Genomic DNA, 22,916 nt, shown 5'->3' on the forward strand with positions numbered 1-22,916 from the left:
ATCCACAGTATGCTATTACAGAAACAGGTATCAAGCATTCAGGTTTTACGAAAAGTCACTCAGGGTGACTGCCACCGCTTTCCAGCTCACCACTTATTTTTAACAGCACATTATACAGTATTTTGGTAAATGAATAGCACATTTAACCTAAACTCTCGCTATGCGCACAACTTTAAGACAGTGAAAAAGCGTACCCACAGCGAAAAAGATTCATCAAAAATTTGCACCCCGCACAAAATCTTCTACTGCACACCCTTCAAAACGAAGCGAGGGGGGAGTACATTATTCCGTGCTGACTTCCACGGCAGGGAGCGGCAATAATAGCGAAAAGGTTAAAGGTTCATGTCCCCTATCGAAAAATCCAGCAAGCTAGATAACGTCTGTTATGACATCCGCGGCCCGGTTCTGAAAGAGGCAAAACGCCTTGAAGAAGAAGGCAACAAGGTTCTGAAACTCAACATTGGTAACCCTGCGCCATTTGGTTTTGAAGCGCCGGATGAAATTCTGGTTGATGTGATCCGCAACCTTCCCACTGCACAAGGCTATTGCGATTCAAAAGGACTTTACTCTGCACGTAAAGCCATCATGCAGCACTACCAGGCACGTGGTATGCGCGATGTTACCGTTGAAGATATCTATATCGGCAACGGCGTCTCCGAACTGATTGTGCAAGCCATGCAGGCCCTGCTGAACAGCGGGGACGAAATGCTGGTCCCTGCGCCGGACTATCCGCTGTGGACGGCTGCCGTGTCGCTGTCCAGTGGTAAAGCGGTGCACTATCTGTGCGACGAATCCTCTGACTGGTTCCCGGACCTGGACGATATTCGCGCAAAAATTACGCCCCGCACGCGCGGTATCGTCGTTATTAACCCGAATAACCCGACGGGCGCGGTCTACTCAAAAGAGCTGCTGATGGAGATCGTCGAGCTGGCGCGTCAGCACAACCTGATCATCTTCGCCGACGAAATTTACGACAAGATCCTGTACGACGCGGCGCAGCACCACTCCATCGCCGCGCTGGCCCCGGACCTGCTGACCGTCACCTTTAACGGCCTGTCCAAAACCTACCGCGTGGCCGGTTTCCGTCAGGGCTGGATGGTGTTAAACGGTCCGAAGAAACACGCCAAAGGCTATATTGAAGGGCTGGAGATGCTGGCCTCCATGCGTTTATGCGCCAACGTTCCGGCACAGCACGCGATCCAGACCGCGCTCGGCGGCTATCAGAGCATTAGCGAGTTTATCGTGCCCGGTGGTCGCCTGTACGAACAGCGTAACCGCGCGTGGGAACTGATTAACGATATCCCGGGCGTCTCCTGCGTGAAGCCGAACGGGGCGCTCTATATGTTCCCGAAAATTGACGCGAAGCGCTTCAATATTCACGACGACCAGAAAATGGTGCTTGATTTCCTGCTGCAGGAAAAAGTGCTGCTGGTTCAGGGCACGGCGTTTAACTGGCCGTGGCCGGATCACGTGCGTATCGTGACGCTGCCGCGCGAAGATGACCTGGAAATGGCCATCAGCCGCTTCGGGCGCTTCCTCTCCGGATACCATCAGTAACGTTGCCTTTCGGCCGGGTGGCGCTGCGCTTACCCGGCCTACAAAATCCGCAAATTTGCATCTTGCCTTCCCTCCCCGCACAATGAACGCCTGTCGCAGTGAAGACAAAAGGTAACCTATGAGTCAGAGTCATTTCTTTGCCCACCTCTCCCGCCTGAAACTCATCAACCGCTGGCCGCTGATGCGCAATGTCCGCACGGAAAATGTGTCAGAGCACAGCCTGCAGGTTGCGATGGTCGCTCACGCGCTGGCCGCCATTAAAAACCGCAAATTCAACGGTCAGGTCAATCCAGAGCGCATCGCCCTGCTGGCGATGTACCACGATGCGTCAGAAGTGCTGACCGGCGATCTGCCTACGCCGGTGAAATATTTCAACTCGCAAATTGCGCAGGAATATAAGGCCATTGAGAAAATTGCCCAGCAGAAGCTGATTGAGATGGTGCCCGAAGAACTGCGTGATATCTTCGAGCCGCTTATCAACGAGCATCAGTACACGGAAGATGAAAAGTCGCTGGTCAAACAGGCCGACGCGCTGTGTGCCTATCTGAAGTGTCTCGAAGAGTTGTCCGCAGGGAATAACGAATTCTTGCTGGCGAAAACGCGCCTGGAAAAAACGCTGGAATCCCGCCGCAGCGAAGAGATGAATTACTTTATGCAGGTGTTTGTACCGAGCTTCCATTTATCGTTGGATGAGATCAGCCAGGATTCGCCACTCTGATTTTCGCCCAGCGGCGCTGCGCTTGCAGGGCCTACGGGGTTGTAGGCCGGGTAAGGCGTAGCCGCCACCCGGCAAAATGCTCAGAACGGAAACAGGACCGGTATCAATACCACGCACACCACCATCACCAGCACGGTGAACGGCACGCCCAGCTTCACGAAATCGCTGAATCGATAGTTCCCCGGTCCCAGCACCAGCGTGTTTACCGGTGAAGAGACCGGCGTCATAAATGCCGCGGAAGCGGCCATCGCCACCATCATCGCAAACGGATACGGCGACACGCCCATGGACTTCGCCATCGCCAGCGCGATAGGCGCCATCAGTACCGCCGTCGCGGTGTTCGAGATAAACAGGCCGATGGTGGCGCACATGATAAACAGGCAGACCATCATCATGTACGGCCCATACCCGCCGCCCACGTCCATTAAGCCTTTAACGATCAGATCCACCCCGCCGGTTTTTTGCAGCGCCAGGGCGAAGGGCATCATCCCGACAATGAGAATGATGCTCGGCCAGTGAATGGCTTTATAGGCGCTTTCGGCGTCAATGCAGCGGAATTTGCCCATCAACAGGCAGGCGATGATTGCGGCGACCGGATTGGGGATCTCATCGGTCAGCATCAGCGCCACCATCAGCACCAGACAAAAAATAGCGTGTGGCGCCTGGCTGTGCGCTGGCGATGCGTCGCTCTCCTCGACAGGCATGTTGAGCACCACAAAATCACGCCCTTTATGACCGAGCTGGCTAATGAGCTTCCAGTTACCGACGACGAGAAAAATATCGCCCAGCAGGATCGGCTCATCCACCACCGCCCCTTCCATCGCCACGCCATCGCGCTTCAGCCCCACGACGTTCAGGCCATAGCGGGTACGGAAACCCATCTCCCGCACGGTTTTACCCAGTAGTTCCGACTCCGGGATCAGCGACACCTCGGCCATGCCGACATCCAGCGCCTGATCGGAGAAATACTCCCCGCGCAGCACCATCGGCTCCAGCAACTGTTCGCTGCAGAACTCGCGCAGGTCCACATCCGCGGTGGACATATCAATCAGCAGGACGTCACGGGCGCGGAATTCCGACACCCCGTTGACGTTGACGATCACCCGACGAAACCGCCGCCAGCGCTCTACGCCGATCACGTTCGCGCCATAGCGCTCACGCAGCTTCAGGTCATCCAGCCGCTGTCCCACCATCGGCGAGCCGGGGCGAATAGCCAGACGGCGCGCGCGCCCGGTAAGGCGGTACTCTTTAATCAAATCGCGGAAGGTGCGTCGCTTCCATCCTTCTTTGTTTTTGTCCTGTTTTTCACCCTTCAGGGCGAACCGGGTCAGCAGCATGTAGACCACGCCCATGACCAGAATGATCAGCCCAAGCGGGGTGACGCTGAAAAAGCTGAAGCCCTCAAATCCTTCCCGGATCAGTTCGCTGTTAACGACCAGGTTCGGCGGCGTGGCCACCAGCGTCATCATCCCGCTGATCAAACCGGCAAAACTCAGGGGCATCATCAGGCGCGACGGCGAGCTCTGCATCCGCATGGAAACGCTCAACACCACCGGGATAAAGATGGCGACCACGCCCGTGGAGCTCATAAACGCCCCCAGTCCGGCGACGGTCACCATCAGGTAGATCAGCATCTTGGTTTCGCTGCTGCCCGCCACCTTCACCAGCCACGACCCCATGATGGTCGCCACGCCGGTGCGCACCAGCCCATCCCCGATGATAAACAGGGCAGCAATCAGGATAACGTTGGGATCGCTAAATCCGGAGAAGGCTTCCGGTAGCGTCAGTGTTCCGCTCAGCACAAACGCGACGATGACAAACAGGGCGACGGCGTCCATGCGTACCTTGCCCGTGGCAAAAAGAATGATGGCGATTAAAAGCAGGCTCAGGACCCAAATCAGTTCACCGTTCACAACCTATCCTTGTCAGTGGAAGATGAGGAATTTTGCCATAAAAAAGCCCCAGCAATGTGGGGCCATATCATGGGATTACACTTTTAGCGAGACGGTTACAACTCCGTCAGAGGCTTTTGAAACAGACAGTGCCGTCAGGGAATCCAGCACCAAATCCGCCTCCTCCAGGCGGGGCGAACCGGCCGGAACGTTAACGGCGATGACGTGGCTACCTGCGTTCAACCCGGCCAGTACGCCAGCCGCCGCATCTTCCACCACCACGCACTCTGCAGGATCGAGGCCCAGCAGTTCAGCGCCCAGTAAAAATGCGTCAGGCTCCGGTTTACCCCGCTTCACGCGCTCCGCCGTGATAAACACGTCCGGCGTCGGCAACCCTGCCGCCTTGTGTCGGGCGTGGGCAACCGGCACGGAACCGGAGGTGACGATAGCCCACGGGATCTGCGCCTCGTTCAGATGCTCAAGCAGTTCGCGCGCGCCCGGTAACGCGGTGATGCCGTCCGTATCGGTGGCTTCAATGTGTTCCAGGTATTTGAACTCCGCCTGAATGTCGTCCTCAGAGCGTCCGGCCAGGAAGTGCCGTAGCGAGGTGATGGCCTGTTTGCCATGGATAAAATTCAGCACGTCCTGATGGTCGATGCCATGTCTGTCAGCCCAATGGCACCAGGAACGTTCCACAACCGGCAGCGAATCCACCAGCGTACCGTCCAGATCAAACAGAAAACCTCTACACTGCACACGCACCTCCGTCAGGCATTAATGATTTGTTGAATTTCGTTGCTGCTTAAATGGTACTGACGCGGGCAGGCATGCCACGCGCTCAGCATGCGCTGATATTTATCCCACATCGGGGTCTGCGCGTTGAAGCCGTGGGTACCCGCGTCAAAGTGGGTATAACGCCCTTCCGTATTCACCATAAAGCGAACATAGCTCAGATAACGCGCTTCCGTTGCGGCATCAAAGCCTAAGAAGGTGACGCGGCGCTCGTCAATGGACTGTTGATCTTTGAGATTCGTCCAGGAGACGTGCAGGGCGTGATACATCTCCATAATGTCGATCACGATGCGACAGGTTTCTTCTTTCAGCTCGCCAAACTCGCGGTCCAGTTCGCGCATTTGCAGACCAAAGCCGCGTTCGACGATGGTTTGCAGGCGGCTGTAGCGCGCAGCGTTATCGGGATCAAGCATAGTCATCATCTTGTACTGGTTGGACAAAATCAGACGTTGAGCATGGGTCATTTCCATCTTTCGACTCCTGTAGCGCATTGCACTTAAAAAAAAGACACGGTAACTGATTGTTACTGTGCCCTCTTTTCGTCGTCGTTTCGATGATCAATCACAAATCATCGAGGAATGTTTTATCCAGTTGCTTAAAAGCACGCTTTAACGTGTCCGCCAGCGCCTGGTAATCCGGCTTGCCTTCCACCGGGGCGAGCGCCTGACCGGCCTCTTCCAGCTTACCGCGCACTTCATAAAACCAGTGTAAAATAGAAGGAGGAAGTGGCGTAATGGACCGTTTACCTAGCCACCACAGGCCCTGCATCGGCAGGCTTAATGCGAAGAGCGCCGTGGCAACGGCAGGTCCAAGCTGCCCACCCAGCGCAATCTGCCAGCACAGCGTAAAGATAGCGACAGGCGGCATAAAGCGAATCGCATAGCGCGTGGCGCGGATGGTGCGATTCTCAATAAACATCGGCGCAAGGCGCTTTTCCATAGGCCACGTCTTTGCGTAATGCTGTCCCCGACGAAACAGACTGAAGAAATTTACGGACGGGTTCTCTGGTGTCGACATGGCTGTACCTCAACTTCACATATAAAAATTAAAATTTTCGTGCAAAACCACAACAAGCTATGACAACGTTCAAAATATTTTGTCATCTCTACCCCGTATCGGGTATCCTGTGCCAGCCTGATAGGGCCATAGACGAGAATCATTAGCTCGTCAAATTATTGCATATTATGCCATTGGCTGAAAATTGTGCAAAATGGCATAAAATCATAGTTATTTCTTCCATCATGCCACAATGTTCGTTTGGCATGATGTTAATCATAAATGTCCGAGTCATCATGCGTTACGCTGTTAGACTCACTGACGTTTTTTTAGCCACGTATCAATAATAGGTACTTCCATGTCGAGTAAGTTAGTACTGGTTCTGAACTGCGGTAGCTCCTCACTGAAATTCGCCATCATCGATGCGCTCAACGGTGACGAATACCTCTCTGGTTTGGCCGAATGTTTCCATCTGCCTGAAGCACGTATCAAGTGGAAGATGGACGGCAGCAAACAAGAAGCGGCTTTAGGTGCAGGCGCCGCTCACAGTGAAGCGCTGAACTTTATCGTTAACACTATTCTGGCACAAAAACCAGAACTGTCTGCTCAGCTGACTGCGATTGGTCACCGTATCGTCCACGGCGGCGAAAAATACACCAGCTCCGTCGTGATCGACGACTCTGTGATCCAGGGCATCAAAGACTCTGCCTCTTTCGCACCGCTGCACAACCCGGCTCACCTGATCGGTATCGCTGAAGCGCTGAAATCCTTCCCGAATCTGAAAGACAAAAACGTGGCCGTATTCGACACCGCGTTCCATCAGACCATGCCGGAAGAGTCTTACCTCTATGCCCTGCCATACAGCCTGTACAAAGAGCACGGCGTACGTCGTTACGGCGCGCACGGCACCAGCCACTTCTATGTGACTCAGGAAGCGGCAAAAGTGCTGAACAAGCCGGTTGAAGAGCTGAACATCATCACCTGCCACCTGGGCAACGGTGGTTCTGTTTCGGCTATTCGCAACGGTAAATGTGTTGATACGTCCATGGGTCTGACCCCGCTGGAAGGTCTGGTGATGGGTACCCGTTCCGGTGACATCGACCCGGCGATCATCTTCCACCTGCACGACACCCTGGGCATGAGCGTTGACCAGATCAACAAAATGCTGACCAAAGAGTCTGGCCTGCTGGGTCTGACCGAAGTCACCAGCGACTGCCGTTACGTTGAAGACAACTACGCAGAGAAAGAAGACGCTAAACGTGCAATGGACGTTTACTGCCACCGTCTGGCGAAATACATCGGCTCTTACACTGCGCTGATGGAAGGCCGTCTGGACGCGGTTATCTTCACCGGTGGTATCGGTGAGAACGCGGCAATGGTTCGTGAACTGTCCCTGGGCAAACTGGGCGTTCTGGGCTTCGAGGTTGATCACGAGCGTAACCTGGCTGCCCGCTTCGGCAAGTCTGGCTTCATCAACAAAGAAGGCACCCGCCCTGCTCTCGTTATCCCAACTAACGAAGAGCTGGTCATCGCGCAAGACGCGCACCGCCTGACTGCCTGATTCCACACCGCCAGCAATGCTGGCGGTGCTGTTTTGTAACCCGCCCCATTTGGGCGGTAACGAAAGAGGATAAACCGTGTCCCGTACTATTATGCTGATCCCTACCGGAACCAGCGTCGGCCTGACCAGCGTCAGCCTTGGCGTGATCCGTGCTATGGAACGCAAAGGCGTTCGTCTGAGCGTCTTTAAGCCAATCGCCCAGCCACGTGCCGGTGGCGATGCGCCAGACCAGACCACCACCATCGTTCGCAAGAACTCCAATCTGCCGGCGGCCGAACCGCTGAAGATGAGCCACGTTGAATCTCTGCTGTCCAGCAACCAGAAAGACGTGCTGATGGAAGAGATCATCGCCAACTACCATGCTAACGCGCAAGACGCGGAAGTGGTGCTGGTTGAAGGTCTGGTGCCAACCCGCAAACACCAGTTTGCCCAGTCTCTGAACTTCGAAATCGCGAAAACCCTGAACGCAGAGATCGTTTTCGTGATGTCTCAGGGCACTGATACCCCAGAGCAGCTGAACGAGCGTATCGAACTGACGCGCAGCAGCTTCGGCGGCGCGAAAAATACCAACATCACCGGCGTGATCGTCAACAAGCTGAACGCGCCAGTGGATGAGCAGGGCCGTACTCGCCCTGACCTGTCCGAGATCTTCGACGACTCGTCCAAAGCGAAAGTCATCAAAGTTGACCCGGCTAAGCTGCAGGAATCTAGCCCGCTTCCGGTTCTGGGCGCGGTGCCATGGAGCTTCGATCTGATTGCCACCCGTGCAATCGACATGGCGCGTCACCTGAACGCGACCGTGATTAACGAAGGCGACATCAACACCCGTCGCGTGAAGTCCGTGACCTTCTGTGCGCGTAGCATTCCGCACATGCTGGAACACTTCCGCGCAGGTTCCCTGCTGGTGACTTCCGCAGACCGTCCTGACGTTCTGGTTGCAGCCTGTCTGGCCGCAATGAACGGCGTGGAAATCGGTGCGATCCTGCTGACCGGTGCCTACGAGATGGACCCACGTGTCAGCAAGCTGTGCGAACGCGCGTTCGCTACCGGCCTGCCGGTCTTCATGGTGAACACCAACACCTGGCAGACCTCCCTGAGCCTGCAGAGCTTCAACCTGGAAGTGCCGGTTGATGACCACGAGCGTATCGAGAAAGTTCAGGAATACGTTGCAGGCTACATCAACGCAGACTGGATCGAATCCCTGACCGCGACCTCCGAGCGCAGCCGCCGTCTGTCTCCTCCAGCATTCCGTTACCAGCTGACCGAGCTGGCGCGTAAAGCGGGCAAACGCGTAGTTCTGCCAGAAGGCGACGAACCACGTACCGTTAAAGCGGCTGCTATCTGTGCAGAGCGCGGCATCGCGACCTGTGTGCTGCTGGGTAACCCGGATGAGATCAACCGCGTAGCGGCCTCTCAGGGCGTTGAGCTGGGCGCAGGCATCGAAATCGTTGACCCTGAAGTGGTTCGCGAAAGCTACGTTGCCCGTCTGGTTGAGCTGCGTAAGAGCAAGGGCATGACCGAAGCCGTTGCGCGTGAGCAGCTGGAAGACAACGTGGTGCTGGGCACGCTGATGCTGGAGCAGGACGAAGTTGACGGTCTGGTTTCCGGTGCGGTTCACACCACGGCGAACACCATCCGTCCACCGCTGCAGCTGATCAAAACCGCGCCAGGCAGCTCTCTGGTGTCTTCCGTGTTCTTCATGCTGCTGCCTGAACAGGTTTACGTTTACGGCGACTGCGCGATCAACCCGGATCCAACTGCAGAACAGCTGGCTGAGATCGCTATCCAGTCCGCAGACTCCGCGACCGCTTTCGGTATCGAGCCTCGCGTGGCGATGCTCTCCTACTCCACCGGCACCTCAGGTGCAGGTAGCGACGTAGAGAAAGTGCGTGAAGCGACCCGTATTGCGCAGGAAAAACGTCCTGATCTGATGATCGACGGCCCGCTGCAGTACGACGCCGCGGTCATGGCTGACGTTGCGAAATCCAAAGCGCCGAACTCACCGGTTGCTGGTCGCGCTACCGTGTTCATCTTCCCGGATCTGAACACCGGTAACACCACCTACAAAGCGGTACAGCGTTCTGCCGACCTGATCTCCATCGGGCCAATGCTGCAGGGCATGCGCAAACCTGTGAACGACCTGTCTCGTGGCGCACTGGTAGACGATATCGTTTACACCATCGCGCTGACGGCGATCCAGTCTTCGCAGCAGCAGTAATGTTAAAAAGCCCGGTGGCGCTAGCGCTTACCGGGCCTACGGTTTTGTAGCCCGGATAAGCGAAGCGCCACCGGGCAACAAAAAGGCGACCACTTAACCGGTCGCCTTTTTTATTTACAGCAGCTCGCGCGCCGCCGATACAATGTCATGTGCCGTCAGGCCATACTCTTTCTGCAGGAAATCCTGCGTCCCCACCTGGCCGTAACGCTCCTTGACGCCCACCCGCCGCATCGGCACCGGGCAGGTTTCCACCAGCACTTCCGCCACCGCCGACCCCAGCCCGTTGTGAATGCTGTGGTTTTCACAGGTCACGATGCGCCCGGTTTTCTCGGCGTAGTTTTTCACCAGCATCCGGTCGATGGGTTTCAGGGTAAACATGTCGATGACCGCCGCGCTGACACCCTCCTGCTCAAGCTGGCGCGCGGCTTCCAGCGCTTCCGACACCATGATGCCGTTGGCAATCAGAGTGATATCACTCCCCTCGCGCAGCACGTTGCCTTTTCCGATGGTGAAGGTGGAGCCCGGGGCATACACGCTCGGCGACTGCTTACGGATGGTCCGCACCCAGTAGAAGCCGTCAAGATCGATAAGCTGGCGCAGCACGTCCTCAAACATCACCGCATCAGTGACTTCCAGCACCACCGAGTGCGCCAGACCGCGTACGATGCCCATATCCTCAAACGACATATGCGTTCCGCCGTTGTGGCAGGCCGTGACGCCCGCATCTGAGGCAATCACTTTCACGTTGTTGCGCTGATAGTCCAGGGACATAAACAGCTGGTCAAAACAGCGGCGGCTGGCAAAGGCGGTGAAGGTGTGAACGAACGGCTTGCGTCCGGTAAGGGACAGCCCGGCGGCCGTGCCGATGACGTTAGCTTCCATAATGCCGCAGTTAATCACGTGCTGAGGATAGTCACGCGCCACGCCGTCCATCGCCATCGAGCTCATCAGGTCTGCTTCGAGCGCAATGATGTCACTTCCGGCCTCAATCTGTTTTGCCACGAAGCCAGCGTAAACTTTACGCATCTCAACGGCGTCTTTCTGTCCTGCCGGTGCAACCTTAATCATGTGAAGCCTCCAGTTGGCGAATCGTCTCGTTGAGGGCCGCTTTGCTCTCCGCGGTCAATCGCAGATGGTGTGAGTTACTGAGCTGCTCCAGATACGGCACCCCCTGGCCTTTAATGCTGTCGAGGATGACGACTAACGGACGCGCATCGGCTGCCGGGATGCGCGATGTCACTGCCAGCAGACCCGGAATGTCGTCCCCCTTCACCGTCACCACGTCAAAGCCAAAGGCGCGGAATTTTCCCTCCAGGTCAAACGCGCTGATGATCTCGTCCAGCTCTCCGTCGAGCTGCTGTTTGTTCCAGTCGACAAATACCGTCAGGTTGTTCAGGCGATGGTGGGCAATAAACTGGAACGCCTCCCAGCACTGCCCTTCGTTCAGCTCGCCGTCGCCGACGATGCAGAAGACCCGATTCGGTCGCCCGGCCAGCCTGTGCGACAGCGCCATGCCGCCCGCGATGGAAATCCCCTGCCCCAGCGAACCGGTGGTGGCATCCACGCCGCGCGTTTTCAGGCGGTCCGGGTGGCTGGGCAAGCGCGTGCCGTTCTGGTTGAGGGTACTCAGCTCTTCTGTCGGGAAGTAGCCCTTGATCGCCAGGGTACTGTAGAGCGCCGGGCCCGCATGGCCTTTCGACAGGACAAAGTAGTCTCGCTCCGGCCAGTCCGGATCCGCCGGGTCGATTTTCATCACCGCGCCGTACAGCACGGCCAGGGTTTCTACCACCGACATGCTACCCCCGTAGTGGCCAAAGCCCAGCTGCGTCAGGGATTTCAGCGTCTCAAGACGAATCTGACGCGCGAGTTCGGTTATCTCTTTCTCATTCATGATTTGGCTCCGGTGTTTTCCTGCGCGTTACCGCCCGCAGGTTTGTTTTTCGCGAAGACGTTGTACGCCACCAGCAGCGCGAACAGCACCACGACCAGCCCGGTGATGGCAAGCGGCGACAGGAAGCGCGCCAGGTTGCCGAGGACAATCCCGACCGCGCCGAAGTCGGCGTCAGAGAAGGTGGTGTTCGCAAAACCAATGGCGCCGAGTACCGGCAGCAGCAGGACCGGCAGGAAGGTAATCAGCAGGCCGTTGGCAAAGGCGCCAATCATTGCACCACGACGTCCGCCGGTGGCGTTACCGAACACGCCCGCCGTTGCGCCGGTAAAGAAGTGCGGCACCACGCCCGGGAGGATCAGCACCCAGCTAAACTGACCGCAGATGAACAACCCCACAATCCCGCCGAGGAAGCTAAACAGGAAGCCAATCAGCACCGCGTTAGGCGCATAGGGGTAGACCACCGGGCAGTCCAGCGCAGGACGCGCGTTCGGCACCAGTTTTTCCGAGAAGCCGGTAAAGGCCGGGACGATTTCCGCCAGAATCAGGCGTACGCCCTGAAGGATGATGAACACGCCCGCCGCGAAGGTGATCGCCATGATGATGGCGTAGACGAGGTAGTTCTGCCCGGCGCTGAAGGTGGCCTCGACGTACTCGCGCCCGGCGCTCACCGCCATGATCAGGTAGATAATCATCATGGTCAGGGAGATGGAGATGGAGCTGTCGCGCAGGAAGCTCAGGTTCTTCGGCAGGTTCATCTCTTCCGTTGAGCGGGATCCTTTGCCGACCTTGCTGCCAATCCAGCCGGACAGCACGTAGCCCAGCGTGCCAAAGTGGCCGAAGGCAATCTCATCGTTGCCGGTAATGCGCTTCATGTAGCGCTGCGCAATCGCCGGGAAGAAAGCCATGATCAGGCCAAGGATCAGCGACCCGGTAAAGACCAGCCCCACGCCCTCAAAGCCCGCCACCGTCAGGATCACGCCAATCATGCACGCCATATAAAACGTGTGGTGTCCGGTCAGGAAGATATACTTCAGGCGGGTAAAGCGGGCGACGATAATATTCGCCACCATCCCGAAGGCCATAATCAGCGCGGTCGCCGCACCGTATTTTTCCAGTGCAATGGACACGATCGCTTCATTGTTTGGAATAATCCCCTGGATAGTAAAGGCGTGTTCAAACATACCGCCTAAGGGATTTAATGACCCGACCAACACCGTGGCACCGCCGCCCAGTACAATAAAGCCCAGGATGGTTTTAATGGTCCCTTTCACCACGTCGGAAAACGCTTTTTTCTGCGCAACCAGACCGATTAGCGCAATTAACCCCACCAGCACCGAAGGGACTTTTAAAATATCAACAACGAAATTCAGCGTTTCAAGGATAAACATATCCACCTCGCCTTATCAGGGTTATTGTCTTTCGAACCAGCCGCGCAGCTGCGCTTCAAGTTCGTTGATGTCGATGATGTTATTGATCACCACCAGCTGGCTTTCCGGCACACTGGCGCTGGCGGCAATGTCTTTTGCCATCACGAACAGATCGGCCGCGCCCGGCGTGGCTGAGGAGAGATCGGAGTGTTCAACCTCAGCTTCAATCTCCAGCTTTTTGAGCACCTTTTTAATATTCATTTCGACCATAAAACTACTGCCCAGGCCAGAACCGCAAATAGCCATGATTTTCATTGTTGTCCCCTTATTTTGAGTAGAGTACGCCCCATCACGCTGACGCGTAATGTTGTGAAAAACCGGATTAAAGAATTAAATCAGAAGCGGTTAATAATCGTTTTAATTTCCTCCAGGGTATTCACCTGATGCAGTTCGGCCATATCGGTATCGTTGGAAAATAACTCTGCCAGCGACGAGATCATCTCGATATGGCTATTTTTGTCGGGTGCCGCGAGCATAATAATGACGTCGACAGGGTCAAACTCACCGGCACCAAACGAGACGCCCTGTTTTAGTTTTAATAAAGACAACCCCAGTCCTTTGGCGCCTTCCTCCGGCCGCGCATGCGGCATCGCCAGCCCTGGTGCCAGCACATAATAAGGTCCTAACGTGTGGTGCTGCTGGATGATGGCCGTGACGTATTCAGGCTCAATCACCTGCAAATCCAGCAGCGGCTTCGCGCACAGCTCCAGCGCCTGCGGCCAGTCTTCCACGCTCTCCTGCAGCGTGATGGTTGTATCATATATCCATTTTTTGAGCACTTTTCACTCCCGCGACACGCTTAAGATGAGCAAACTTTATTCAACGCATCACTGATTGACTGCGATCGCGATCACAAAGATAGCGCTACCAATGGTTAACATGCAGAAATGTGATAGCGCTATCAAATTGCAATCACGTTGCTAAATCACAGCAAAAAAAGGGATTTAAGGCGTATACTGCCTGTCACGTGAAACGAAGGAAAATAAGAACGCGTCTGGTCAGCAGGAAGGTGTATGTCTCTAACCCGAAAACGGCGCAGTACTGGTAAAGTGACACTCGCCGATGTCGCACAGCTTGCCGGTGTGGGCACGATGACCGTGTCCCGTGCGCTTCGCACGCCCGAACAGGTTTCCGATAAACTACGAGAAAAAATTGAAGCTGCCGTGCAGGAGTTGGGTTATATGCCTAATCTTGCCGCCAGTGCCCTGGCCTCGGCGTCGTCATGGACGATAGCCATGGTGGTGCCCAACCTCTCCGAAGCAGGCTGCTCGGAGATGTTCGCCGGGCTACAGCAGGTGCTGCAACCTGCCGGGTATCAGATCATGTTGGCTGAGTCCCAGCATCGTCTTGAGCAGGAAGAGAAACTGCTGGAGACGCTCCTGGCGTCGAACATTGCCGCCGCTATCCTGCTCAGCGTTGAACATACCGACACCGTTCGCCACTGGCTGAAAAACGCCTCAATTCCGGTGATGGAGATGGGCGCCATGCGCGCCGATCCGATTGATATGAATATCGGGATTGATAACGTGGCGGCCATGCATGAGCTCACGGAGATGGTCATTAAGCGCGGCTATCAGAATATTGGCCTGCTGTGTGCCAACCAGGAGCAGTGGATTTTCCAGCAGCATCTGCAGGGCTGGTACAAAGCCATGCTTCGCCACCATATGTCGCCGAACCGGGTCATTAACGCGGCGATGCCGCCGAGCTTCTCGACCGGCGCGGCGCAGCTGCCCGAGTTCCTGTTGGCCTGGCCGGAGCTGGATGCGCTGGTGTGCGTCTCTGACGAGCTGGCCTGCGGCGCGCTGTACGAGTGCCAGCGCAGGCGAATCAAAGTGCCGGACGATCTGGCGGTGGTAGGCTTTGGCGATAGCGACGTGAGCCGCGTCTGTCAGCCGCCGCTGACGACCATGGCGGTGCCGCATCGTAAGATTGGAATTGAAGCCGGGAAAGCGTTACTGGAGCGCCTGAATGGCGGAGACTGGCGCGATCAAAAGCCCATCGCGTCCAGTCTGTGTCTGAGAGAGAGTTGCTGAAGCTTACTCAGCCTCTTCCTCTTTCTCTGATTTGGTCGATTCGTTATTGGCGTTGCGGCTCATCCAGAGCGCCAGCGCTTTTAACGAATCCGGCGTGAACTCGTCGCAGCGCGCGGTGATTTCCTCCGGCGTCATCCAGTTCACTTCGCTGACTTCTTCTTCCTGCAGGGCGAACGGACCGTGAGAGACGCAGCTAAACAGCCCGCCCCAGACACGACAGTGTTCATCCTCGAAGTAGAACTGCCCGTGCTCGGCAAACGGCACACCGGCAATGCCTAACTCTTCTTCCGCTTCACGACGCGCGGAATCCAGCAGCACTTCATCCGCCTGGACGACGCCACCTGCAGTCGCATCCAGCATACCCGGGAGAAAATCTTTCGTGTCCGTGCGGCGCTGAACCAGAATTTTACCCATACCGTCATGCACAACGATATATGTCGCACGGTGACGCAGGCGCTCCGCACGCATTTGCTCGCGGCTGGCCTGCGCGATCACTTCATTTTCTTCGTTGACAATGTCAACCCACTCTGTACTTGCCAAATGACTCTGCTCCACCATCGGGAAACCTTCTCTTCTAAGCGCTCTTTCGGCGCGTTTGCAGTTGAGGTGTAACTTACGGATTAATCGCTACCTGCGCAATAACTTGCTGATCATTAAGTGCGATAACGCTCAGGGTATTTCCTTCCAGCATGCCGTAGCTCGCAGGATACCCGCCTTTTGGGATGCTGACCGAGCCCGGATTAAAGTGATAAATCTCACCGCGTTTTTCCGCAACCGGAATATGAGTATGACCGTAAACCAGGACATCGCCAGCCGCGAGGGCCGGAAGATTATCCGGGCTGAAAAGATGCCCGTGGGTCAGGAACAGGCGGTGTTGTTCAAGCAGCACCTGTTGCCACGGTGCGGTAAGAGGGAAATGCAGCAGCATCTGGTCCACTTCGCTGTCGCAGTTGCCGCGAACGGCAATGATGCGCGAGGCGAACTGGTTGAGTTTTTCCGCGACCTGCGCAGGGGCATAGCCCTCCGGCAGCGCGTTGCGCGGGCCGTGATTCAACACGTCGCCCAAAATAATCAGCCACTGCGCACCGCTTTGTGCAAACAGGGAAAGGACACGCTCGGTAGCGGGCAGCGATCCATGGATATCCGACGCAAACATCAGTTTCATCAGTCACTCCTAGGGAAAACAGACTGCCCCCATGATACCTGAAGCGGCAGGGCTTATCAGCCCACGCGCTTAGCCGAGAGTGCCACATAGCGCTGCACGGAGGCACGCTGCCACTGGAACGCGGCATAATCCACCAGCAGCTGCGGCACCTCATCACCGTTGAGGATCAGGCGGTTTAACATCAACGCCAGATCGGCATCGGCAATGCACCACTCGCCAAACAGGTTTGGGTTGCCATGGGCGAGCAGCGAGGTGGCAGTTTCAATCAGCTTCTGCGCGCTTTCTGCACCTTCTGCGCTGAGGGCTGGCTTTTTCACCCCGGCAAACACAACGTCCGTGGAGCGTTCGACGCGAATCGGCACCAGATCGCTTCGCAGCCACGCCTGGATCTGCCGCGCCCGGGCGCGCTTTTGCAGATCGTGAGGATAGATACGTTCCCACTCCGGGGGGGCGAACCGATCTTCCAGATACTCATCGATCGCCGACGATTCGCTCAGGGCAAATCCATCAATCTCCAGCACCGGCACGCGTCGGGTCAGATCGTAGCCCTGCCAGTGCGGTTTAAGATGCTCACCACCGTCAAGATCAACGGTCTTCAGCGTAAAGGTGAGCCCTTTTTCGGCCAGCGCAACGTATACGCTCATAACATAGGGGGAAAAGAAGTTCGCATCGGACCACAACGTGATGACGGGCTGGTTCATAACATCCTCATAGGCTGATCGGTTTTTACTCAACATATAATCTCTTTGCCTCGCTGTCACTTGATGAAAACTCACGATTTACAACAACCACCTATACTCATTTGTCATGGCACCACTCTTCGCATGGACAGGAGTTGAGAATGATCGACCTTTATTACGCCCCTACCCCAAACGGCCATAAGATCACCCTCTTTCTTGAAGAAGCCGAGCTGGATTACAGGATCATTCGCGTGGATATCAGCAAAGGCGAACAGTTCAGCCCTCTTTTTCTGGCTATCTCGCCGAATAATAAAATCCCGGCCATTATTGATAACCAGCCAGCGGACGGGGGCAGACCGTTGAGCCTGTTTGAATCCGGTGAAATTTTGCTCTATCTGGCAGAGAAAACCGGCAAGCTGCTGAGCGGCGAGCTGCGTGAGCGTCACCATACCCTGCAGTGGCTTTTCTGGCAGGCGAGCGGGCTGGGCCCCATGCTGGGTCAAAATCATCACTTTACCGCTTACGCCCCGCAGCCCATTCCTTACGCGATAGAACGCTATCAGGTCGAGACGCAGCGGCTCTATGACGTTCTGAACCGTCGGCTGAAGAAAACGCCGTGGCTCGGAGGCGATCATTACAGTATTGCCGATATCGCCTGCTGGCCATGGGTGAATACGCATGAAAAACACCGAATTGACCTGGCCTCTTACCCGGCGGTAAACAACTGGTTCGAGCGCATCCGGACCCGCCCGGCGACCGAGCGGGCGATGCAAAAAATCCAGCAAATTTAACCCGGTATGAGGCTGGGTGCCTGTGAGGCACTCATGTATTATGAGCAGGAAATACTGACACGGAGAAGACCTGCAATGTCACAGCCAGACGCCATTATTCGTATAAAAAATTTACGCCTGCGTACCTTCATCGGTATCAAAGAGGAAGAGATCGCCAACCGTCAGGATATTGTCATTAACGTGGTGATTCACTATCCCGCAGACAAAGCGCGCGCCAGCGAAGATATCAATGACGCGCTGAACTACCGCACAATCACCAAGAACATTATCCAGTTTGTGGAGAATAACCGCTTCTCTCTGCTGGAAAAATTAACTCAGGATGTGCTCGATATCGCACGCGAACATCACTGGGTCACTTATGCTGAAGTTGAGATCGATAAACTTCACGCCCTGCGCTACGCCGATTCCGTCTCCATGACGTTAAGCTGGCGGCGCCAGGCGTAAACCTGGAGGTTGTATGAAGATTTTGCTGACCGGCGGTACAGGCCTGATTGGTCGTCACCTCATTGCGCGTCTGCAGGCCTTGCTCCACGACATCACCGTGGTCACGCGCAGCCCGGAGAAAGCGCGTCAGGTACTGGGGGCGGGTGTCGATATCTGGAAAAATCTGGCCGATCAGCAAAATCTGGACGGCTTCGACGCCGTCATTAACCTCGCGGGTGAACCCATCGCCGATAAGCGCTGGACGGAAGAGCAAAAACAGCTGTTATGCAGCAGCCGGTGGAACATCACCGAAAAGCTGGTCGAGCTGATCCGCAACAGCCACACGCCGCCTTCCGTGCTGATTTCGGGTTCCGCAGTGGGCTATTACGGCGATCTTGGCGAGGTGGTGGTGACCGAGGAAGAGCCGCCCCATAACGAGTTTACCCACAAACTCTGCGCCCAGTGGGAGAGTATCGCCAGTGCGGCGCAAAGCGATAGAACCCGCGTCTGCCTGCTGCGGACCGGTGTCGTTCTGGCGCCGAAAGGCGGCATTTTGGCGAAGATGCTTCCCCCCTTCAGGCTAGGACTCGGTGGCCCCATCGGTAATGGCCGTCAGTATATGGCCTGGATCCATATCGACGATATGGTCAACGGGATTCTCTGGCTGCTGGATAACGATCTGCGCGGGCCGTTCAATATGGTTGCGCCGTATCCGGTGCGTAATGAACAGTTTGCTCACGCGCTGGGGCATGCCCTGCACCGTCCGGCAATTTTGCGCGTGCCTGCCACGGTCATTCGTCTGCTGATGGGTGAAGCGTCTGTTCTGGTATTAGGCGGACAGAGAGCGCTGCCAAAACGACTGGAAGCGGCCGGGTTTGCGTTCCGCTGGTATGAATTAGAAGAGGCGCTGGGGGATGTGGTGCGGTGAATATGGTAAAGTGACAGGCCATTTTCCGAAGATATGGCGTCACAATGGCAACCATCACCACACCCCGGCTTCACCTCACCCCTTTCGAACCCACTGACTGGGCCTTCTTCCGCTCGCTACGTGAAGATCGCCGCATCATGCGCTATATGGCCGCCATCGCCCCGGAAAAAGAGACCCGACGCGTGTTTGCCGCGCGACTCGCTGCTGCTCATGTGTTTGTCATTCGCGCCCGGGATGATGATACGCCACTGGGCGATATCGGCCTGCAAATCAGCGCAGAGAATCGTGAAGAGGCGGATATCGGCTATACGGTTGTGCCTGCCGCGCAAGGGAAAGGTATCGCCAGCGAGGCGCTGCCCGCGGTGTGTGATTATGCGTTCAACCAGACCGGCGTGAAGGCGATTAACGCGTACGTGCTGGCGGACAACGGCGGGTCGGTGCGGGTGCTGGAGAAAGCCGGGTTTGTGCGTATGCAGGTGCTGGAAAAGGCGTATGAGATTGACGGCGTGCGCTATGACGACTGGGTGTACCGGCTGGAGTATGCCGGCCGACAACGGAATTAGTAGGCCCGGTAAGCGAAGCGCCACCGGGCGATTGGCCTGCACTGCGGTCTGATGCCCTCTTACTTCAGGGAGCCTTTCAGGAATTGCTGCAAACGCGGGCTTTGCGGGTTCGCCAGCACCTCGTCCGGGTGCCCCTGCTCTTCAATTTTCCCCTGGTGCAGGAATATCACGTGGTTCGAGACGTTACGGGCAAAGCCCATCTCGTGCGTCACCACCACCATCGTTTTGCCTTCTTCGGCCAGCTTCTGCATGATGCGCAGCACTTCGCCAACGAGTTCCGGGTCGAGCGCGGAGGTCGGTTCGTCGAACAGCAGCACCTCGGGCTCCATCGCCAGCGCGCGCGCGATGGAGACACGCTGCTGCTGACCGCCGGAGAGATGCACCGGGTATTTCATCTGCTGGCGCTCGTCGATGCCCACTTTTGCCAGGTATTTCACCGCGCGCTCGCGGGCTTCATGCTTGCTCAGGCCAAGCACCTGAACCGGCGCTTCCATCACGTTCTCCAGCACCGTCATGTGGCTCCAGAGGTTAAAATGCTGGAACACCATCGTCAGACGCGTACGCAGCAGACGCAGCTGGTGCTTATCGGCCACCTTCAGCTGGCCGTCTTTGTCACGCACCAGGTTGATGTTCTGCCCGCTCACCACAATCGAGCCTTCGCTCGGCTTTTCCAGGAAGTTAATGCAGCGCAGGAAGGTACTTTTACCCGAGCCGGATGAGCCGATGATACTGATCACGTCGCCCGCGTTAGCCTGCAGCGACACCCCTTTCAGCACTTCATGTTCGCCGTAGCGTTTGTGCAAATCAATAACGTTTAATTTGTTCTCAGCCATCATCTTTCTCAGTGCGTCGAAGAAGGTTTTATATGCTGCAACCAGCGTTTTTCAGCCTTACGGAACAGGCTAATCAGAACATAAGAGATAATTAAATAGAGCACCGCCGCAATGCCAAATGCGGTAAACGGCTGATAGGTCGCGGAGTTAATATCGCGCGCGATTTTAAGCAGATCCGGCACCGTCGCGGTAAAGGCAAGCGCGGTCGAGTGCAGCATCAAAATCACTTCGTTACTGTACGCCGGTAACGCGATACGCAAGGCCGACGGCAGAATGATGCAGCGGTAGAGTTTCACCGACGAGAAGCCGTAGGCCCGCGCGGCTTCAATCTCACCGTAAGGGACAGAGCGAATTGCCCCCGCGAAAATCTCGGTGGTGTAGGCGCAGGTGTTGAGCGTCAACGCCAGCACCGTACAGTTCAGACCGCTGCGGAAGAACGCATTCAGCATCTCAGTGCCTTTTACGATCTCAAGCGTGTACATCCCCGAATAGAACACCAGCAGCTGCACGTACAGCGGCGTACCGCGAAACACGTAGGTGAAGAGCCAGATCGGGAACTGGATAAATTTATTGTTCGACACGCGGCCAATGGCAAGAAACACCGCCAGAATACCGCCCATCACTACGGAGGAGATCAGCAGCCAGAGCGTAATCGCCACGCCGGTAAAGCGGTAGCCATCCGTCCACAGCAGCGATTTCCAGTATTCCTGAATAATCTCAATCACAGGTCAGCCCTCTTCACACCCACGGAGTAGCGACGCTCGAGCAGAAGAAGCACACCATTGGAGACGGTCGTAAAGACCAGATAAATCACGCCACAGACCACCGCAAAGTAGAACGGCTCCCAGGTACTCTTGCCCGCCAGTTGAGTCGCTTTCACGACGTCTTCCAGACCGAGCAGCGAGACCAGCGCTGTCGCTTTGAGGATAACCTGCCAGTTGTTCCCGATGCCCGGAAGCGCATAGCGCATCATGGCCGGGAACATAATCCGACGAAACGTTTGTGATGAGGTAAAACCAAATGCGGTTGCCGCCTCAATGTGGCCTTTCGGCACGGCCATGTAAGCACCGCGGAAGGTTTCGGTGAAGTAGGCGCCGTAGATAAAACCGAGGGTAATAATACCGGCCACCATTGGGTCGATATCAATTTGTCCCATGCCCATCGCGTCCGTCACGCTGTTCAGCGCAATCTGCAGACCGTAAAAGATAAGCAGCATCAGCACCAGATCGGGAACGCCGCGAATAAGCGTGGTGTAGCCTTCAAAGATCAGCGCCAGCGGTTTGTTAGCCGAAAGCTTCGCCCCTGCGCCTGCCAGACCTATCAGCACCGCCAGCACCACGGAGCTGATAGCCAGCTCAAGGGTGACAAGCGCGCCCTGTAAAATAACGCCAGAAAATCCGTACAGCATACCGCGAGCCCTGTCGTATCGTGAGTGGTGGAACCGTGTCTTTTCCCCTCCCGCCGTGGGAGGGGCCGCACGTTATATGACGGGGCGATTAGCCGCCGTAAACATTAAAATCAAAGTACTTTTTCGCCAGCTTGTCGTAGGTGCCGTCTGCGCGCATTTCAGCGAACGCCTTGTTCAGCGCCTCACGCAGTTCGTTGTCTTCTTTGCGCAGGCCCATACCGGTGCCCACACCAAACAGCTTAACGTCCTTAATGGACGGGCCACCAAACTTGTAATCTTTACCGACCGGCGTTTTCAGGAAGCCTTCGCTGGCCGCGACTTCATCCTGGAATGCGGCATCAATTCGGCCTGCCGTCAGGTCAGCGTAGATATTTTCCTGGCCCTGATAGGAGACAATTTCAATCCCCTTCGGTGCCCAGTGTTCGTTACCGTAGGTTTCCTGGGTAGTGCCCTGCAGCACGCCCACGCGTTTACCCTTCAGCGACTCCAGCGTTGGCTGAATATCAGACGATTTCGCCACCACCAGACGTGAATCGGCCGCGTAGAGTTTGTCGGTGAAGGCAATCTCCTGCTGGCGTTTTTCGGTGATGGAGAGGGAGGACATGATCACGTCGATTTTTTTCGCTTTCAGGGAAGGGATCAGCGCATCCAGCGGGTTCTCAACGTAGGTACACTGTGCTTTGATGCGTTTGCACAGCTCATTTGCCAGATCGATGTCAAAACCGACCAGTTCACCCTTTGAATTCTTCGATTCGAACGGCGCATAGGTAGGGTCGGTACCAATTCGAATTTTCTGCGGAATAGCTGCGAATGCCGCGGTGGCGCTGGAAAAGGCCAGTACCAGTGATAATGACAACACGAGTTTTTTCATATTTGTCCTCAACAAACTGTCTTCATACGGGATTTTTACGACGACGGGGTGGTGCTAATGTGCCATTAATCCCCTCAGTCAGGCAAAGATTAATGCCTTTCAGGCGGGAATTTTTGCATTATAAATGCGTAAGTATGCACAAAGCGATCCAATACGGTGCAACACATGC

General features: G+C 56.0%; 25 protein-coding genes. 9 read left to right on the plus strand and 16 right to left on the minus strand.

Annotated elements, in window-relative coordinates:
* Positions 1–342 precede the first annotated feature (342 nt).
* On the plus strand, positions 343–1,557 hold the full coding sequence (alaA, locus tag F3J31_RS05090) for an alanine transaminase AlaA (RefSeq protein ID WP_167211691.1): 1,215 nt from the start codon (positions 343–345) through the stop codon (positions 1,555–1,557).
* Between the two features lie 118 nt (positions 1,558–1,675).
* Positions 1,676–2,275 (plus strand): 5'-deoxynucleotidase, encoded by a 600-nt coding sequence (yfbR, locus tag F3J31_RS05095; protein ID WP_167211694.1) that lies wholly within the window; start codon positions 1,676–1,678, stop codon positions 2,273–2,275.
* Between the two features lie 80 nt (positions 2,276–2,355).
* Here yfbR and F3J31_RS05100 read toward each other — a convergent pair whose 3' ends face one another.
* The 4 genes from F3J31_RS05100 to yfbV form a co-directional block, all read right to left on the minus strand.
* Positions 2,356–4,188, minus strand: a complete 1,833-nt coding sequence (locus F3J31_RS05100; protein ID WP_167211696.1) for an SLC13 family permease — start codon at positions 4,186–4,188, stop codon at positions 2,356–2,358.
* Positions 4,189–4,263: 75 nt separating this feature from the next.
* Positions 4,264–4,923, minus strand: a complete 660-nt coding sequence (locus F3J31_RS05105) for a sugar phosphatase (RefSeq protein WP_045908726.1) — start codon at positions 4,921–4,923, stop codon at positions 4,264–4,266.
* An 11-nt stretch (positions 4,924–4,934) separates the two neighbouring features.
* Positions 4,935–5,429: a YfbU family protein gene (locus F3J31_RS05110; protein WP_008502874.1), complete on the minus strand. Its 495-nt coding sequence runs from the start codon at positions 5,427–5,429 to the stop codon at positions 4,935–4,937.
* A gap of 91 nt (positions 5,430–5,520) precedes the next feature.
* Positions 5,521–5,976, minus strand: a complete 456-nt coding sequence (gene yfbV, locus F3J31_RS05115; RefSeq protein ID WP_008502875.1) for a terminus macrodomain insulation protein YfbV — start codon at positions 5,974–5,976, stop codon at positions 5,521–5,523.
* 337 nt (positions 5,977–6,313) lie between these two features.
* Here yfbV and ackA point away from each other — a divergent pair, with 337 nt between their 5' ends.
* Both ackA and pta read left to right on the plus strand, forming a co-directional pair.
* The gene (gene ackA, locus F3J31_RS05120) at positions 6,314–7,516 is read left to right on the plus strand and encodes an acetate kinase (RefSeq protein WP_045334289.1); all 1,203 of its coding nucleotides are present in this window, start codon (positions 6,314–6,316) and stop codon (positions 7,514–7,516) included.
* 76 nt (positions 7,517–7,592) lie between these two features.
* Positions 7,593–9,734, plus strand: coding sequence for a phosphate acetyltransferase (gene pta / locus F3J31_RS05125; RefSeq protein WP_008502877.1), 2,142 nt, complete (start codon positions 7,593–7,595; stop codon positions 9,732–9,734).
* A 114-nt stretch (positions 9,735–9,848) separates the two neighbouring features.
* On the opposite strand, the gene F3J31_RS05130 is transcribed toward pta, so the two are convergent.
* The 5 genes from F3J31_RS05130 to F3J31_RS05150 all read right to left on the minus strand — a co-directional run bounded on the left by F3J31_RS05130 (position 9,849) and on the right by F3J31_RS05150 (position 13,831).
* Positions 9,849–10,802 carry a transketolase family protein gene (locus tag F3J31_RS05130; protein WP_167211700.1) on the minus strand — a complete coding sequence of 318 codons (954 nt, stop codon included), beginning with the start codon at positions 10,800–10,802 and terminating at the stop codon, positions 9,849–9,851.
* Positions 10,795–11,625 (minus strand): transketolase, encoded by an 831-nt coding sequence (locus F3J31_RS05135; RefSeq protein ID WP_048029679.1) that lies wholly within the window; start codon positions 11,623–11,625, stop codon positions 10,795–10,797. Before F3J31_RS05135 ends, F3J31_RS05130 begins: the two co-directional genes overlap by 8 nt.
* Complete coding sequence (locus F3J31_RS05140; protein ID WP_167211702.1) at positions 11,622–13,013, minus strand: PTS ascorbate transporter subunit IIC; 1,392 nt, start codon at positions 13,011–13,013, stop codon at positions 11,622–11,624. The genes F3J31_RS05135 and F3J31_RS05140 overlap by 4 nt, the downstream gene beginning before the upstream one ends.
* Positions 13,014–13,034: 21 nt before the next feature.
* Positions 13,035–13,307: a PTS sugar transporter subunit IIB gene (locus F3J31_RS05145; protein WP_024908960.1), complete on the minus strand. Its 273-nt coding sequence runs from the start codon at positions 13,305–13,307 to the stop codon at positions 13,035–13,037.
* Between the two features lie 80 nt (positions 13,308–13,387).
* On the minus strand, positions 13,388–13,831 hold the full coding sequence (locus F3J31_RS05150) for a PTS sugar transporter subunit IIA (protein ID WP_167211705.1): 444 nt from the start codon (positions 13,829–13,831) through the stop codon (positions 13,388–13,390).
* Between the two features lie 234 nt (positions 13,832–14,065).
* On the opposite strand from F3J31_RS05150, the gene F3J31_RS05155 reads away from it, so the two are divergent.
* A complete protein-coding gene (locus F3J31_RS05155; protein ID WP_167211708.1) occupies positions 14,066–15,085 on the plus strand; it encodes a LacI family DNA-binding transcriptional regulator in 1,020 nt (339 codons plus the stop codon).
* Positions 15,086–15,088: 3 nt separating this feature from the next.
* Here F3J31_RS05155 and yfcD read toward each other — a convergent pair whose 3' ends face one another.
* The 3 genes from yfcD to yfcF are packed head-to-tail and all read right to left on the minus strand — an operon-like array spanning position 15,089 to position 16,951.
* Complete coding sequence (gene yfcD / locus F3J31_RS05160; protein WP_025757169.1) at positions 15,089–15,643, minus strand: NUDIX hydrolase YfcD; 555 nt, start codon at positions 15,641–15,643, stop codon at positions 15,089–15,091.
* Positions 15,644–15,698: 55 nt separating this feature from the next.
* Positions 15,699–16,250 carry a phosphodiesterase gene (gene yfcE, locus F3J31_RS05165; RefSeq protein ID WP_063622172.1) on the minus strand — a complete coding sequence of 184 codons (552 nt, stop codon included), beginning with the start codon at positions 16,248–16,250 and terminating at the stop codon, positions 15,699–15,701.
* Positions 16,251–16,306: 56 nt separating this feature from the next.
* On the minus strand, positions 16,307–16,951 hold the full coding sequence (yfcF, locus tag F3J31_RS05170) for a glutathione transferase (RefSeq protein ID WP_069720441.1): 645 nt from the start codon (positions 16,949–16,951) through the stop codon (positions 16,307–16,309).
* 140 nt (positions 16,952–17,091) lie between these two features.
* Here yfcF and yfcG point away from each other — a divergent pair, with 140 nt between their 5' ends.
* The 4 genes from yfcG (at position 17,092) to F3J31_RS05190 (ending at position 19,635) form a co-directional block, all read left to right on the plus strand.
* Positions 17,092–17,721, plus strand: a complete 630-nt coding sequence (gene yfcG / locus F3J31_RS05175) for a GSH-dependent disulfide bond oxidoreductase (RefSeq protein ID WP_032646621.1) — start codon at positions 17,092–17,094, stop codon at positions 17,719–17,721.
* A gap of 75 nt (positions 17,722–17,796) precedes the next feature.
* Positions 17,797–18,165, plus strand: coding sequence for a dihydroneopterin triphosphate 2'-epimerase (gene folX, locus F3J31_RS05180; protein ID WP_023616057.1), 369 nt, complete (start codon positions 17,797–17,799; stop codon positions 18,163–18,165).
* Between the two features lie 13 nt (positions 18,166–18,178).
* On the plus strand, positions 18,179–19,072 hold the full coding sequence (locus tag F3J31_RS05185) for a TIGR01777 family oxidoreductase (protein ID WP_167211711.1): 894 nt from the start codon (positions 18,179–18,181) through the stop codon (positions 19,070–19,072).
* 44 nt (positions 19,073–19,116) lie between these two features.
* Positions 19,117–19,635, plus strand: coding sequence for a GNAT family N-acetyltransferase (locus tag F3J31_RS05190; protein ID WP_167211714.1), 519 nt, complete (start codon positions 19,117–19,119; stop codon positions 19,633–19,635).
* 59 nt (positions 19,636–19,694) lie between these two features.
* Here the strand turns inward: F3J31_RS05190 and hisP are convergent, their stop codons facing one another.
* From hisP to hisJ, 4 genes are all read right to left on the minus strand, one after another.
* Positions 19,695–20,468 (minus strand): histidine ABC transporter ATP-binding protein HisP, encoded by a 774-nt coding sequence (gene hisP / locus F3J31_RS05195; RefSeq protein ID WP_045908735.1) that lies wholly within the window; start codon positions 20,466–20,468, stop codon positions 19,695–19,697.
* 8 nt (positions 20,469–20,476) lie between these two features.
* A complete protein-coding gene (locus F3J31_RS05200; protein WP_008502590.1) occupies positions 20,477–21,193 on the minus strand; it encodes an ABC transporter permease in 717 nt (238 codons plus the stop codon).
* Positions 21,190–21,876 (minus strand): histidine ABC transporter permease HisQ, encoded by a 687-nt coding sequence (locus F3J31_RS05205; protein ID WP_014832782.1) that lies wholly within the window; start codon positions 21,874–21,876, stop codon positions 21,190–21,192. Before F3J31_RS05205 ends, F3J31_RS05200 begins: the two co-directional genes overlap by 4 nt.
* Before the next feature lie 88 nt (positions 21,877–21,964).
* Positions 21,965–22,747, minus strand: coding sequence for a histidine ABC transporter substrate-binding protein HisJ (gene hisJ, locus F3J31_RS05210; protein WP_008502592.1), 783 nt, complete (start codon positions 22,745–22,747; stop codon positions 21,965–21,967).
* Positions 22,748–22,916 lie beyond the last annotated feature (169 nt).

The organism is Enterobacter sp. Acro-832, from assembly GCF_011752745.1.
Lineage (GTDB): Bacteria > Pseudomonadota > Gammaproteobacteria > Enterobacterales > Enterobacteriaceae > Enterobacter > Enterobacter quasiroggenkampii.